This window comes from Hoeflea prorocentri (genome assembly GCF_027944115.1).
Lineage (GTDB): Bacteria > Pseudomonadota > Alphaproteobacteria > Rhizobiales > Rhizobiaceae > Hoeflea_A > Hoeflea_A prorocentri.
In genome coordinates this window covers 1,265,035-1,279,075 of sequence record NZ_JAPJZI010000001.1, presented here as the reverse complement: position 1 = coordinate 1,279,075, position 14,041 = coordinate 1,265,035, and the positions used below count along the sequence as shown (strand labels likewise).

At 58.5% G+C, this 14,041-nt stretch carries 12 protein-coding genes; 6 read left to right on the top strand and 6 right to left on the bottom strand.

Features of this window, described 5'->3' with window-relative positions:
• Window positions 1-88: 88 nt before the first annotated feature.
• Complete coding sequence (locus OQ273_RS05885) at window positions 89-643, bottom strand: DUF2059 domain-containing protein (RefSeq protein ID WP_267989539.1); 555 nt, start codon at window positions 641-643, stop codon at window positions 89-91.
• The gene (rpiA, locus tag OQ273_RS05880) at window positions 640-1,350 is read right to left on the bottom strand and encodes a ribose-5-phosphate isomerase RpiA (RefSeq protein WP_267989538.1); all 711 of its coding nucleotides are present in this window, start codon (window positions 1,348-1,350) and stop codon (window positions 640-642) included. The genes OQ273_RS05885 and rpiA overlap by 4 nt, the downstream gene beginning before the upstream one ends.
• A 233-nt stretch (window positions 1,351-1,583) precedes the next feature.
• Here rpiA and OQ273_RS05875 point away from each other — a divergent pair, with 233 nt between their 5' ends.
• The gene (locus OQ273_RS05875; protein WP_267989537.1) at window positions 1,584-2,261 is read left to right on the top strand and encodes an HAD family hydrolase; all 678 of its coding nucleotides are present in this window, start codon (window positions 1,584-1,586) and stop codon (window positions 2,259-2,261) included.
• A gap of 11 nt (window positions 2,262-2,272) precedes the next feature.
• Here the strand turns inward: OQ273_RS05875 and OQ273_RS05870 are convergent, their stop codons facing one another.
• A complete protein-coding gene (locus OQ273_RS05870; RefSeq protein ID WP_267989536.1) occupies window positions 2,273-4,144 on the bottom strand; it encodes a L,D-transpeptidase family protein in 1,872 nt (623 codons plus the stop codon).
• Window positions 4,145-4,516: 372 nt separating this feature from the next.
• Here OQ273_RS05870 and OQ273_RS05865 point away from each other — a divergent pair, with 372 nt between their 5' ends.
• Both OQ273_RS05865 and OQ273_RS05860 read left to right on the top strand, forming a co-directional pair.
• Complete coding sequence (locus OQ273_RS05865; RefSeq protein ID WP_267989535.1) at window positions 4,517-5,680, top strand: 2Fe-2S iron-sulfur cluster-binding protein; 1,164 nt, start codon at window positions 4,517-4,519, stop codon at window positions 5,678-5,680.
• Window positions 5,673-8,027, top strand: a complete 2,355-nt coding sequence (locus OQ273_RS05860; RefSeq protein ID WP_267989534.1) for a mechanosensitive ion channel family protein — start codon at window positions 5,673-5,675, stop codon at window positions 8,025-8,027. Before OQ273_RS05865 ends, OQ273_RS05860 begins: the two co-directional genes overlap by 8 nt.
• On the opposite strand, the gene OQ273_RS05855 is transcribed toward OQ273_RS05860, so the two are convergent.
• Together OQ273_RS05855 and ada are read right to left on the bottom strand one after the other, a co-directional pair.
• Window positions 8,028-8,774: a 2OG-Fe(II) oxygenase gene (locus tag OQ273_RS05855; protein ID WP_267989533.1), complete on the bottom strand. Its 747-nt coding sequence runs from the start codon at window positions 8,772-8,774 to the stop codon at window positions 8,028-8,030.
• Window positions 8,771-9,847: a bifunctional DNA-binding transcriptional regulator/O6-methylguanine-DNA methyltransferase Ada gene (gene ada, locus OQ273_RS05850; protein ID WP_267989532.1), complete on the bottom strand. Its 1,077-nt coding sequence runs from the start codon at window positions 9,845-9,847 to the stop codon at window positions 8,771-8,773. Before ada ends, OQ273_RS05855 begins: the two co-directional genes overlap by 4 nt.
• 200 nt (window positions 9,848-10,047) lie before the next feature.
• Here ada and OQ273_RS05845 point away from each other — a divergent pair, with 200 nt between their 5' ends.
• From OQ273_RS05845 to OQ273_RS05835, 3 genes are all read left to right on the top strand, one after another.
• Entirely contained in the window at window positions 10,048-10,587 is a 540-nt protein-coding gene (locus OQ273_RS05845) for a tetratricopeptide repeat protein (protein ID WP_267989531.1), read from the top strand.
• Between the two features lie 138 nt (window positions 10,588-10,725).
• Entirely contained in the window at window positions 10,726-12,345 is a 1,620-nt protein-coding gene (locus OQ273_RS05840) for a fumarate hydratase (protein WP_267989530.1), read from the top strand.
• A 23-nt stretch (window positions 12,346-12,368) separates the two neighbouring features.
• Window positions 12,369-13,409 (top strand): DUF2332 domain-containing protein, encoded by a 1,041-nt coding sequence (locus OQ273_RS05835; RefSeq protein WP_267989529.1) that lies wholly within the window; start codon window positions 12,369-12,371, stop codon window positions 13,407-13,409.
• A 20-nt stretch (window positions 13,410-13,429) separates the two neighbouring features.
• On the opposite strand, the gene OQ273_RS05830 is transcribed toward OQ273_RS05835, so the two are convergent.
• Window positions 13,430-14,041, bottom strand: a complete 612-nt coding sequence (locus tag OQ273_RS05830) for a pyridoxamine 5'-phosphate oxidase family protein (RefSeq protein WP_267989528.1) — start codon at window positions 14,039-14,041, stop codon at window positions 13,430-13,432.

Below are 14,041 nucleotides of genomic sequence, written 5' to 3'. Positions count from 1 at the left end.
CATTCGCCGGCAAGGGTCAAGAATTAGGTTGGCAATAGCAAAAGAAAAGCCCGGGCAAAACCGGGCTTTTTCAACATTATGTGAGCCCCTACTGGGTATCCCCACCATCGCCTTCCTGGGTCACCGGCGTTTCGCCCAGGCGCGCACGCAGGGCTTCGTCGGTTGCCTGCGAAAGATCGCGTGCGATTCCGTTTGACCAGACCTCGGCCGCCTGCAGCAGTTCGCGGGTCACGATCGGGCCAACCTGCAGAAGCTTCTTTCCTGCTTCGCTGTTATAGAAGGCGTCTATTGCCTGAAGTTCTTCCAATGTGAAGTTCTTTGCATAGATCAGCGCAGCCTCCCGCTCGAGATCGGCACGCCTTCCAGCCATCTCGATGGCCGTTTCATCCACCGTGACGGAAATCACTTCCTGCAGGTTCGGCGCTGTCTGGATCAGCGATGTTTTAAGGTTCTGCGCCGCATTGGGCAGAATCGCATCGAACTGGTCGGTTGCGCTGATGGCATTGATTGCCCCGCGGGCCGCAGCGATGTGCTCGGCCGACGGCTCCTGTGCCAGCGCGGGCACGCTCAGTCCGATGGCCGAGACTGTGGCGAGCGTCAGCGCGCAATGGCGAATGCCCCTGGCCATGCTCATCTTTGTCATAGTTCCTGATTTCCTCTGTTTTCCATTGTCCTTACGCCGGATGCCCCGGCGATTACAGCAGCGTTGGCGAGACCGAGAAACAGCCCGTTCTCGACGACTCCCGGTACGGAATTGAGCGCATTTGAAAGCGCTTCTGCATCCGGAATACGGCCAAAAGATGCATCCAGTATGAAATGGCCGCCATCCGTTTCAAAAGGTATGCCATCCGCCATTCTCAGTTCAATCGATCCGCTAAGGCCCGCAGCGGTTGCCAGTTTTTCAACTGCGATACGGGTTGCGGCAAGACCAAACGGAATGACCTCTATCGGCAGGGCAAACCTGCCCAGCATGTCGACCACCTTACTTTCGTCGGCGATCACAATCATGCGCCTGGACGCGCTCGCTACCACTTTTTCGCGAAGCAGCGCTCCGCCGCCGCCCTTGATAAGTCTCAATTCCCCATCGACTTCATCGGTTCCGTCAATGGTCAGATCAAGTTCCGGCAGGTCATCAAGTGAGAAAATGGGCACACCCAGCTCGACACATAATCCGGCGATACGCTCCGATGTCGGCACGCCCCGGATCTCAAAGCCCTGCTCCACCTTTTCGGCCAGCAGGCGAACGAACTCCTCAGCCGTCGATCCTGTACCGATGCCGAGCCGCATTCCAGAATGGACTTGCTCCAAGGCAACTGCCGCCGCCTGGATTTTCAGTTGTCGGGCGTCCATACGCCGGTTGCTCCATGTAAAGACCTCAGCGCTGTTACCATGTAGGCGTCCGCAAGCAAAGCCTATTCGGGCGCTATGCTTACCGGCCGGGTTCAAAAACCGTTCCGCTCTGTATTATCGGCCCCGATCGGCTTGTTTGATCGGGACCCGGACACTTTCACCCCGCTGAACGATAGCCTTGCAATTCGGCACGTCCTCGCCTACCCGATAGCCAGAACGGAGAGCCACGCGCCATGTCCCAACCCCTTGTCATTTTTGATCTCGACGGAACGCTCCTCCACACGGCTCCCGACCTTCTCGACAGCCTCAATCACACCATATCCAGCATGGAGTTGGCGCCGGTAACCTTTGACGACATAACCTACCTGGTCGGCAGCGGGGCTCGTGTGATGATCGACAAGGCACTGCAATTGCGCAACAATCCGGTTTCAGCGGAAGAATTCGAAGCGCTCTTTGCTCTGTTCCTCACGCACTACAGCGCCTCCATGCCCGGCCGGTCCGAGCCGTACCCCGGTGTGCTTGACGCCATGGCCCGGCTGGAGGATGCCGGCTACGCCCTTGCGGTATGCACCAACAAGACGGAGATCATGGCGCACCGGCTGCTGGAACTGACGGGCCTGATGCCGCGCTTCAAGGCGGTGACAGGTGGTGACACATTCGCTGTCAGGAAGCCGGACGCAGGGCATATCCATGGAACGATCGACATGGCCGGCGCCCATCCGTCCCTTGCCGTCATGATCGGCGATTCAGTCAATGACGTTCAGGCAGCGGCGAATGCCGGGATTCCTTCGATAGGCATACCGTTCGGGTATTCCGACACGGCAATGGAAAATCTCGGCCCCGACGAAATTATCGGACACTATAACGAGTTGACGCCCGAACTTGTCGGGCGTCTTCTTGAAAGGGTCTGATCTGCGGCGTTTCAGCTTTGCGCTTGCCGGGTCTGCTCGGTCCGCTTGATCGCCTTGTTGAGGTGTTTGTCCCGATCATACATGTCGGCGTAATAGCCGATCGTGCCGTCTTCCCCGGGCCATGCCGTGAAGTAGGAGACATAGACCGGAATCTTTCCCGGGACGGGCTCCGCCATATTGCGTCCCTTCGCAATCTGCTGTGCGATATGATCCCGCGACGTGCCGAGAACTGCCGCGGCCATGCCGCGCGGATCCTGCAAGCGAACACAACCATGGCTGAACGCACGGGCATCGCGGCTGAAGAGTTTTTTGGCCGGAGTATCATGCATGTAGATGGCATGTTTGTTCGGGAACATGATTTTCAACTCGCCCAACGCGTTCCTTTTGCCGGGCGGCTGGCGAACGTCGACCGGAATCTTTGAACCGACGGAGTACCAATCGATATTGCGGGACGCGACACGACGCCCGCGCCGGTCGGTCAGCTCGTATCCTTGACGGTCAAGATAGGACGGATCCCGTCTAAGCTTCGGCAGCATTTCGTTGACGATAATGGACCGTGGCACACCCCAATAGGGATTGTACTCCACCGTCTCGATCTCGTCGTAGAAAAAGCTGGTCTGATTGGATTTCTTGCCAACAACGGCGCGCATGGAGATGCCCTCCTTGCCGTTGTTCATATAGGTAGCTTCATAGGCCGGCTGATTGATGAAAACGTGCCGGGTGCCCAGATCACGCGGCAGCCACCGCAGCCGTTCCATGGCCAGTATGACCTTGCCGATCTTTGTCTCATTGGTCATGCCGGAGAGTTTCCCGATGGTCATCTTGCCGACGATGCCGTCCGGTTTCAGGCCGCTTTCCGTCTGGAAAGCGCGAACCATCGAGACCAGTTCGGGCGTGTAAAGATCCCCGCCATCGGCCTGGTATTCCATAAGGGTGATGCCGTGATCGACCAGAAGCGTGTCGGAACCGCGCTTGCGAATCGCAGCGACGATATTTTTCAGCTCCGGACTTGAACGTCCCGGCTTCAGGAAGGTTCCTTCCGCGATCTCGATATGATCTTCCGCATCGGCTGCGCGCAGCTCCGCAAGTTCGGCGGACAACGCTTCGAACTGGTCGTTGCCCGGATTGCTGCCCTGCAGATAGACTTTTGCATCGGATGTTGCGGCAAGATTGCCGAGTGCGGAAACGAGGTCCACTTCCTTTCGCTTGAAATCATGGTAGCCGGAGAGACGATTTGGATCGACACGACCCCGAGTGGCGTCCAGCACATAGCGCAACGCCTTCGCACTCAGCGCGACTTCAAACTGGATCATTTCCCGCAAACGCTCCGACGTTTTCGTCGGATCGTAATCGTCGCCCGGAACGTCCACCCGGTAGTCGTCGGATGACAGGCCGTACATGTCCGCCGCGGCCAATTCTTCCATGGCTGCCATCGCACGGGCGTTCGGCTTCATGTCCGTGACCCAGACAAACGCGTGATTGGCCTTGTAATACTCAATCAGCGCGTCACCCACTTCCTTCAACGCCTGGATACGATGACCCTCAAGATGACGAAGCGAGCGCTCAAACTCATCCTGCGGGATCGGCGGAATGACCATCGGCTCGGCCGATGCCACCTCGATTTCGGCCAGAGGAGAAAGATCGACTGTTTTGACCGCATCGGGCTTATAGTTGTAAAAGCTCGGCGCTTTGACCCTTGGCGCGGGTTTCGTCGCCCGCTGGGCGCGAAACTTTTCGATCTGACGCTGGCGATGGCGTTTGCCGCGCTGCTGCTGACCGAAAATCACCTCAAAAAGAGAACTTTGAGCAAAGGCCGGCGGTGCGGTCGGCAACACGGCGCCAACTCCAAAAACACATGCCAGCATCACCAAGCTTTTGCGCATCCTCAAACTCCTGGTTTTCAAATCCAGCCCCCTTGGTTCAATCCCCGTGATGCCACGCATCCCTCGGCGCAGCCGATTTTTCGCAGAGCTATTGCTACGACTTGTAGCACTTAAAGCGCAACAGCCTGCGGTACGAAATCAATGAAATACTACCGAATTCCTAAAAAATTGATCAATGTTGCATGGAAATTACGTTCAGCAGGCAGGCAACGGAACCCACACAGCCCGCTCATCGGTCCCTGACAGCGGGCCGCCGGCTCTGAACTGACAGCCCAAATGCAACTTTCGAAAGGAATTACACAGGAAAATTTGACCTTTTTCGTGAATAAACTCAATAAATAGCAAGAAACAAAGGGTGATGGGACAGATTATATGCAGCGAAACCTGCGCATGCTCTCCGGTTCGGTGCTGTATCTATTTCTGGCCTGCCATCTGCTGAATATGGCATTCGGCCTTATCTCTGTGGATGCGGTTGAAGCGGCCAGAACCTATCTGACCAAGCCCTGGGCGACGCCTCCCCTGGCGCAGTTTCTGGGGCTCTGCCTGCTGATCCACCTGGTGCTTGGCCTTGCCGCGATCTATCGACGCAACACCCTGCGCATGTCGGGATATGACAGCGTTCAGTTGGTTTCTGGCCTGTTGGTGATTCCCCTGCTTGCCTCCCACTTCGTTGGTATCTGGGCGGCCAAAAACCTCTATGGGTTTGATCCAACCTACCGCATTATCCTTTCCTATTTCTGGATGGATGCGCCTGCGGAAGGTCTGCGCCAGGTGATTGTCGTTGTCGTTGCCTGGTTGCACGGCAGCATCGGAATGTTCAGCTGGCTGCGCCTCAAGGCATCCTGGGACCGCCTGTCGCTTTTCATATATCCGCTTGTTGTTGCCGTGCCGGTTCTCGCCCTGGTCGGCTTTGTCGATGCCGGCAACCAGGTCATCGCCGAACGTCAGGCCGCCATGGAACAGTCTGCGGACAATCAGCCGGCACAGGACTACACGCAAGAAGAAATCGAGGAGATGGAAGCTGCTGCCGCACAACGCAATGACGAAATCCAGCGCAACATGGCACTCCAGAGCCGTATTGTCTGGACCACGATCATTGTCTACCTGGTGCTGACCGCAGCGACCTTTATCGCGCGGGCAGTCCGCCTTTATCACGCCCGTCAGCGAACCGTGTCGGTGCGTTATCTACACGGGCCGACCTTCAGCACGCCCGTCGGCGCCAACATGCTGGAAATCGCACGTCTCCACGATGTGCCGCACGCAAATCTGTGCCGTGGCCGCGGGCGATGCGGCACGTGCCGGATCCGGGTTCTGGAAGCGGATCCGTCACTGCCCGACGCCGGAAAGGTTGAGGCAGCAACGCTCGCGCGCCTCAAACTCGGCCCGGATATCCGCCTCGCCTGCCAGGTCATGCCGACAGCCGGTGAACTGGTTGTTGAAAGGCTCGTCGCACCGGACATCGATCCGGCTGAGCTTCATCTTGAACCAGACACATCCGACAACGATAACGCAGTCCCGGAGACCGCCGGTGCATAGACTGATCGCGGTACGCGCCCTTTTCATCGCACTCCTGTTTTTCGGCTGGGCAGGCGCTGAGACAGCCATCGCACAAACCATGCCGGGCATGGTTGCCGGCACCACCTCCGAGGAACCTGCACAAACGCCACCGCCATCGCCGAATGATGTCCGTGAGCTCATGCGTCTCCTTTCCGATCCGGGCATGGTCGAATGGTTGCGCACCCAAAGTGAGGACGGCGAAGGAACGCTCGCCGCACAACCCGGAACGAGTTTGCGTGACGAATTTGCCGCCCGCGCCAATGAGATACGTGAGCGGCTATCCGCGCTCGCCGTCAGTTGGCGCAATCTTCCCTCGGCGCCGGCTTATCTGGCCGATGTCTGGCGTTCGAATATTACGGCCGACCAGACACTGCGCAGCATCACCTACGTGCTGATATTTCTGGTCGTGGGCGGCGGCCTTGAGTGGCTGTATCGCCAGTACGTTCAGGCCATACTCAACCGGCTTGAACTGAGACGAAGCTATACGCTCTGGGCGCGCGTGAGCGCCGCCCTGTTGAGGGCTGCGCTGATGCTCGGCGGCCTGGCCGTATTCTCGGTCGGCACCATAGGCACGTTTTTGAGTTTCGACTGGCCACCTCTCGTCGAAAATGTCGTGATGAACCTGTTGATCGTGGTTATCACCGTGCGCAGCGCGCACACACTGTCGATCTTCCTGCTAGCACCGCGTATCGCCGAGCTGAGGCTGGTGCCACTCCAATCCGACATGGCCCGCCCCCTTCATGGCTGGATCACGCTGCTGGCAACGGTCGCAGCGACCGCTTTCGCCATTGCCGATATCTTCAGTCATCTTGCCGGAACGACGGATGCGGTCGGGGCCACGCTGGCGGTGACAGTCCTGGCTGGCCTGCTTTGCACCGCACTGCTGCTGGCAGCGATCTGGCATATTTCTGCCGTTAACCGCAGGGCGCAAATGCTCGGGCAAAACACCGCAAAGCCCCGGCGCCGGTTCTGGCCCGGTTTCCTCAGCGTGCTTCTAGTGGCCGCATTTATCCTTTGGCTCCTTGGCGCCACGGCAATGATGTGGACCCTGACGGTCCTCGGCCTCATTGTGCCGGTCACGCGGCTGACAAACGCGCTTGTGGACCATCTGTTCAATCAAGCCGAAGGACGCATCCAGCCGGAGACCACTATAGAGAAGCCCGCCGCCGAAGCAGACAATGTTGCCGAAGCGACAGATATCCCATCGCCTGAACCGGCTGATGTGGAGGCTGCGACCACGCCGGACACCGAGGCTGACGATGATGAACCCGAGGACATTGTCGGCCCTTATGAACTCTACCGGCCCGTGGTGCGCCGCCTGGCACGCTTTGTTATTCTGATCGGCGCACTGTTCACGGTGCTTTACGTTTGGGAAGGCAATATTTTCGCACTTTCCGAATCGCAGACCGCGGCCGGGCGCCTTGTCGGCATCCTCGCCGACGTTCTTGCGGCCGTCCTTGTCGCAGACCTTGTCTGGGTATGGGCGAAATCAGCCATCGACCGCCGGCTTGCAAATTATGTCCCGCCACAGGGAAGCGAGGCTCCGGGACCGGAAGCGCGCATGGCGACGCTGCTGCCCATATTGCGCATGACGCTCATGATCTTTCTGATTGTGGTGGTGGCAATGACGATCCTCGCCTCGCTGGGCATCAATATCGGCCCGCTGCTTGCCGGTGCCGGCGTAATCGGCATTGCCATCGGGTTTGGCGCGCAGGCGCTCGTGCGCGACATCGTTTCCGGTATTTTCTTCCTCGTCGACGATGCCTTCCGCATCGGCGAATATATCGAGATCGGCGAACTGCGCGGGACCGTGGAATCCATGTCGATCCGCTCGCTGAGGGTCCGTCACCATCTGGGCGCGATCCACACAATTCCGTTTGGCGAACTGAAATCGCTGACCAATTACAGCCGCGATTGGGTCATCATGCGGCTTGAGTTCCGCGTGCCGTTCGACACCGACGTCAAGCTGGTGAAAAAGATCGTCAAGAAGATCGGCGCGGAACTGCTGGAACACGAAGGTTATGGCACGAGCATTATCCAGACCCTTAAATCCCAGGGCGTGCGCCGCATGGAAGAATTCAACATGGTGATCGGCGTGAAGTTCATGGCCAAGCCTGGCGCCCAATGGCTGATCCGCCGCGACGCCTATCAAAAACTTCGCGATGCCTTCGAGGCCAACGGCATAAACTTTGCTCAACGCAACGTCACGGTCGAAGTCGTCGGCGACAGGGAACTTGACGAAGAGGCCAAAAAGGCAATCGCCGGCGCGGTTCAGCCGGCGATAGAGGCGCAGCAGGCACAGGGCGCGGCGCCTGACGAGCCCTGATCACAACGCATCGTGAAAAATCAGCCCTAACACATGCCGGTGCCCGGACTTGACCTGGCTGACGCCATGGCGCATGCGCACCCGGTAAACACCGCGCTTTCCGGCGACCGGGCGTTCATTCACCGCAAAGACAACCGCCGCACCTTGCGTCAGGCCGACAACTTCAGGCCTCGACTGCATACGCGGGCGCTGCTCGGTGAGAACGAATTCTCCACCCGTGAAATCGGCACCGGGCTCGGACAGCAGGATCGCGACCTGCAGCGGGAAGACATGTTCTCCATAAAGGTCCTGATGCAAACAATTGTAGTCGCCAACGCCATAGCGAAGCAGCAACGGCGTTGGCTGTGTCTGTCCGGCATCATGGCAACGGTTCAGGAAATCGCGATGCTCATCCGGAAAACGGATCCCGCTGTTCAGTGCGGCATGCCATCGGTTCGCGACGGGTGCGAGATGCGCGTAAAACGCCACGCGCATCTCAGCGACCCATTCAGGTAGCGGATAGGAGAAGTACTGGTATTCGCCGCGCCCGAAACTGTGCCGCGCCATGACGATACGGCTGCGAAACAGCGACGCATCGTCATAAAGACCGGCCAGGGTCCGGCACTCGGCTTTGCCGAGAACCGGTTCGGTTACGGCGAAACCCCTCTCGTCAATCGCCTCATGGAGTCGTTGCCAATCCAGGGAAGCAACATGCTCCCCTATGCGGCCCACCGCCCGGTCTGCCGGGCGCGTGGCAAGGCTACTCATGACCGGGCCTCACGCTTCAGCAATTCGCGCTTGCGCTCTACGCCCCAGCGATATCCCGAAAGCGCACCGTCGGTCCGAACGACCCGGTGGCACGGAATGGCCACCGCAATCCTGTTTGCACCACAGGCCTGGGCGACGGCCCGCACTGCACTCGGCTTGCCGATATCACGCGCCACCTCCGAATAGGAAACCGTTGTTCCAGCCGGAATGGCCCGCAAGGCCGCCCACACTTTCTGCTGAAATGCCGTTCCCCTGATGTCGAGAGGCAGATCAAAGTCCGATTGCGGTGCTTCAACCTGAGCAATCACGGCGGCGACTGTCTGCTCAAAATCCGGCTCACCACCGACAAGGTCCGCTTTCGGAAACCGGTCCTGCAGATTTTTCACCAGAGCATCGGGATCATCGCCGAAATCGATTGCGCACACACCCCGTTCGGTCGCGGCCACAAGCACCGGACCAAGCGAGGATTCGGCAACGGCGAAGGCGATGCGCGCGTCACGCCCGCCATCACGGAACTGTGTAGGACGCATGCCGAGGCGACCATCCGATTCCTCATAAAAACGGCTGCTCGCATTATATCCCGCATCAAATATCGCGCCTGTCACGGATGCTCCGCGCTCCAGTTCACCGCGCACCCGGGCCGCCCTGCAGGCTGCCGCATAGGCTTTCGGTGTGATTCCGGTAATTTCCTTGAACAGACGATGGAAATAGAACCGGCTGATACCGGCATGGCGCGCGAGATCTTCAAGGCTTGGCGGCTCCTCCGCCTGCTCGATCATCCGACATGCGGCGGCAATCATTTCCGAATGCTTCCGGGAAGGATCATTTTCCTCCGGCTTGCATCGTTTGCAGGGCCGGTAACCCGCCGTTTCCGCCTCCAAGGCACTGTCGTAAAAGGCAACATTGCGGCGCAGGGCCGCCTTCGAGCTACAGGACGGGCGGCAATAGATACCGGTCGTACGGACCGCAAAGACAAACTGTCCGTCAGCACTGGCATCGCGCTGCGAAACGGCCTGCCAGCGATCGTTCTCGCTCAACGCCTGTTTTTTCATTTCAACGATCTCCAGAGACATCGTGCCACTCCTTCTCGTAAAGGGCAAAACATTGTGCCTGCCAGATTAAGTGTGGCTATTCCCACAGGCATCCCGTCCCTTGCTCTGTAATTTTTGCTGCCTATCTGTGATCACATCCGCATCGGCTGATAAGATCGTGAACAGTCGAGAGGATGAAAACGTGTAAGATAGGACCAATGGAAAAAACCAGAGGGATATCAATGAAAGCTGCAATACTCTCTACGGCACTGCTGGTTTCGGCAAGCCTCCTGATGTCAACGCCCGGCATGACTGCCGGCAGCGGCGGCGGGTCGTCTAACAACAACACGTGCAACGCAGGCTGGGTCTGGGACAAAAACAAAAAGAAGTGTGTTCGTCAGTCTTCCGAGGTGGACCAGGAAAGCCTTTATGAAGCGGGTCGCTACCTTGCTCATGCGGGCCGCTATCAGGAAGCCATTGATGTCCTCAAGCTGGCGTCCATCGATGACGACAAGCGCGTCTTGAACTATCTGGGATTTGCCACCCGCAAGCTTGGCCGTGTTGATGAAGGCCTGGTTTACTACCAAAAGGCATTGGCGCTCGACCCTGAATACACGCTTGTGCGTGAATATATGGGCGAAGCATTGCTCCAGAAGGGCGATCTTGAAGGGGCGCTCGAGCAACTGGCTGAAATTCGCCGTCTTTGCAACGGCCGTGATTGCTCCGAATATGGCGAGCTTTCCGGCATGATTGCGGAATATGTCAAGAAGGCCGCAAGCTAAACCGGCCATTCGACTGCTTTCCAGGAGCCCCGCCCGCCGGGGCTCCTTTCGTTTCCGCCCCGCCTGATGATTGCAATTGACACCACCTCGGAATACACAGCCTTCCAACTATGCAGCCAGTCAGGAAAGGTAAGCCCGATGTCCGATACGCCAGCCTCAGACCTGTTTCCGCTCGGGGCCGATAAGACACCCTACCGGAAGATCAGCGATGGCCATGGCAGCATCGACACCTTCAAGGGAGAGGAAATCCTCAGTGTTGAACCGGAGGACATCAGGCTTCTGGCCGAAGCCGCCTTCGCCGATATCAATCACCTCCTGCGGCCTGCCCATCTCAAACAGCTCGCCAAAATTCTCGAAGATCCGGAAGCTACCGAAAACGACCGTTTTGTAGCCTTTGATCTGTTGAAAAACGCCAATATTGCGGCCGGCGGCGTTCTGCCCATGTGCCAGGACACCGGCACCGCCATCGTCATGGCAAAAAAGGGCCGCAAGGTCTGGACTCGAGGCGGCGACCAAGAGGCGCTCGCACAGGGCGTGCGCGACGCTTACGAAAAAAAGAACCTTCGCTATTCGCAGCTCGCGCCGCTGGCCATGTTCGAGGAAAAGAACACCCGCAACAACCTGCCTGCACAGATCGACATCTGTGAGGAAGGCGAAGACGCCTACAAATTTCTGTTTGTTGCCAAAGGCGGTGGCTCGGCCAACAAGACGTTCCTCTATCAGGGAACGCCGTCGCTGCTGACCCATGACAGGCTCATTGACTTCCTGAAAGAAAAAATTCTCACCCTGGGCACCGCGGCCTGTCCTCCTTACCACCTGGCCATTGTTATCGGCGGAACCTCGGCGGAAATGAACCTGAAAACGGTCAAACTTGCTTCGACCAAATATCTCGACGATCTGCCGACCGAGGGTTCGGAGCTCGGCCATGCCTTCCGTGACCTTGAAATGGAGGCGGAAGTCCACAAGCTCACGCAGCAGATGGGTGTCGGCGCACAGTTCGGCGGCAAGTATTTCTGTCACGACGTGCGGGTGATCCGTCTGCCGCGGCACGGCGCATCGTTGCCCATCGGACTTGGCGTGTCCTGTTCCGCAGATCGTCAGGCAAAGGGCAAAATAACGCGCGATGGCGTGTTCCTCGAAGAGCTGGAAACCAATCCGGCCAAATACATGCCCGAAATCGACGAGGATGCGTTGACCGAGCACGTCGTCCACATCGACCTCAACCAACCAATGGAAAAAATTCTCAAGGAACTCTCGCAACATCCTGTGAAGACTCAACTTTCGTTGAGCGGGACCATTATCGTCGCGCGCGATATTGCCCATTCCAAAATCCGCGAGCGCCTCGAAAACGGCGAAGACATGCCGGACTATTTCAAGGATCACCCGATCTACTACGCCGGCCCCGCCAAGACGCCCGAGGGCTATGCCTCCGGCTCTTTCGGCCCAACTACAGCTGGCCGTATGGACAGCTATGTCGACCAGTTCCAGTCCTTCGGCGGCTCGATGGTGATGCTGGCCAAGGGCAACCGCTCCCGCGTCGTCAGAGAGGCCTGCGCACGCCATGGCGGCTTCTATCTCGGCTCTATCGGCGGCCCCGCTGCCCTTCTGGCCAAGGATTGCATCAAGAAAGTCGAGGTCGTGGAGTACCCCGAACTCGGCATGGAAGCGGTCTGGAAGATTGAGGTCGAGGACTTCCCAGCCTTTATTGTCATTGACAATAAGGGCAACGACTTCTTCAAGGACCTCAATCTGGGATGACGGCAAGGCCCCTGCCCCCGGCGATGACAGAAGCTTTTCTGCGCCAGGAGAAAGCCTGCGATCATCTGGGTTCGCCCTTTACCGCCCAAATCTGCCGCACGATCGCGCAGTTTGGCTTGCCGCAATCCCGGCTGCTCGAGATGCTGCGGTCTTGGCGAGGCGACCCGACCGCCGATGGAGATGCCGTTCCAGTGCGCCTGTGTGCGGCGCTGCATGAGCGGGTGATCGGCAATTGTGAACCTGCTCTTTCAAACATCTACCCTCCGGCACACGAGGGATTGGAGGACGCAGTTCTTCACTCGGAGGTCCTTCAGGCTGTAGAGCGCCATGATGACTGGCTGTGCGCCCGCATGGCCTTCGCGCCCCAGACCAATGAGATTCGCCGCTCGACTGCCGTCATCGCCGCGCTTTCACACATTGCAAGCAAGACCGGCTTGCCGATCACGCTCTCGGAACTCGGCGCCAGTGCCGGCCTGAACCTGCTTCTCGACCGGTACGCCCACAGGATCGACGGAAAAGATCTTGGCGACCCGGGTTCCCCGGTTCAACTGAAGCCGCAATGGTCCGGAAATCCGGCTCCCAAAGGGCCGGTCTCGATCGCGGAGCGCCGCGGATGCGATCTTGCACCGTTTGATCTGTCCGATCCGGAACACCGCACGCGGCTGCTTTCCTATGTATGGGCTGACCAGAGTGACCGTTTCGAACGGCTCAGGGCAGCGCTCCAACTCCATGACCGGTTTCCGGTTCTGGTGGACAAGGCGCACATGCTGGAATGGCTGCCGACAAGACTGGCCGACGCACCGCACGGGCATGCCCATGTCATCTTTCACACAATCGCCTGGCAATATCTGCCGGAACAGGAGCGCCGGGCGGGCCGTGATTTGATCGATGCCGCCGGCGCGCGGTGCACGGATCAAACGCCTCTCTTCTTGCTGGGTCTTGAAGGTGACGGGGACAAGCCAGGCGCCGCGCTGACACTGACGTCATGGCCGGGTCGGCAAACAATGCTGCTTGCACGGGTGGATTTTCACGGCCGGTGGATCAACTGGAAGGCTGCCAGCTGAAACCTGACAGCACGATGGGTTTACCACATGGTTTTTTCGGCCCGCGCCGGCCAGGCCTCATCATAGGACTTGCCGCCAACCTGGCCCTTCGAAAGCTCCGACAGAATCTCGCCGGGTGTTGGAAGGCCTTCGGCATGAACATGGTTGTCCGGGTTCCAAAGCTGCGAGCGCGCAATTGCCCGGGCACATTGAAAATAGACTTCTCCGACTTCAATAACCATGACGCTGCGCGGCGCTTTACCGTTCACCGCAAAACCATCGCAAAGCGTCTGATCGGTGCTGATGACCGCCCGACCGTTGATACGCAGCGCATTTCCGGAACCCGGCACCAGAAACATCAACGCGACGCGCGGATCCCGCACGATATTGCGCAGCGAATCGATCCGGTTGTTGCCGCGCCGATCCGGCAGAAGCAGGTTTTTTTCGTCACGGATATGAACAAAACCGCGCATATCGCCGCGCGGCGAACAGTCGAGTCCCTCTGGGCCCACTGTTGCCAGGGCACAGAATGGCGAAGCCTCAATGATCCGCGCATATTCATCCGTTATGTGATGCGCCACCTTGGCCAGGGAGGCCGCCCCGGCTGTTCCGTATATCGCTTCAAGCTCTTCTACCGTCGTTACAATGGTCAT

Bases quoted from the DNA above. Each gene is read 5' to 3' on its own strand.
- OQ273_RS05885 (WP_267989539.1), bottom strand. From the start codon at position 643: ATGACAAAGATGAGCATGGCCAGGGGCATTCGCCATTGCGCGCTGACG.
- rpiA (WP_267989538.1), bottom strand. From the start codon at position 1,350: ATGGACGCCCGACAACTGAAAATCCAGGCGGCGGCAGTTGCCTTGGAG.
- OQ273_RS05875 (WP_267989537.1), top strand. From the start codon at position 1,584: ATGTCCCAACCCCTTGTCATTTTTGATCTCGACGGAACGCTCCTCCAC.
- OQ273_RS05870 (WP_267989536.1), bottom strand. From the start codon at position 4,144: ATGCGCAAAAGCTTGGTGATGCTGGCATGTGTTTTTGGAGTTGGCGCC.
- OQ273_RS05865 (WP_267989535.1), top strand. From the start codon at position 4,517: ATGCAGCGAAACCTGCGCATGCTCTCCGGTTCGGTGCTGTATCTATTT.
- OQ273_RS05855 (WP_267989533.1), bottom strand. From the start codon at position 8,774: ATGAGTAGCCTTGCCACGCGCCCGGCAGACCGGGCGGTGGGCCGCATA.
- ada (WP_267989532.1), bottom strand. From the start codon at position 9,847: ATGTCTCTGGAGATCGTTGAAATGAAAAAACAGGCGTTGAGCGAGAAC.
- OQ273_RS05845 (WP_267989531.1), top strand. From the start codon at position 10,048: ATGAAAGCTGCAATACTCTCTACGGCACTGCTGGTTTCGGCAAGCCTC.
- OQ273_RS05840 (WP_267989530.1), top strand. From the start codon at position 10,726: ATGTCCGATACGCCAGCCTCAGACCTGTTTCCGCTCGGGGCCGATAAG.
- OQ273_RS05835 (WP_267989529.1), top strand. From the start codon at position 12,369: ATGACAGAAGCTTTTCTGCGCCAGGAGAAAGCCTGCGATCATCTGGGT.
- OQ273_RS05830 (WP_267989528.1), bottom strand. From the start codon at position 14,041: ATGACCATTGTAACGACGGTAGAAGAGCTTGAAGCGATATACGGAACA.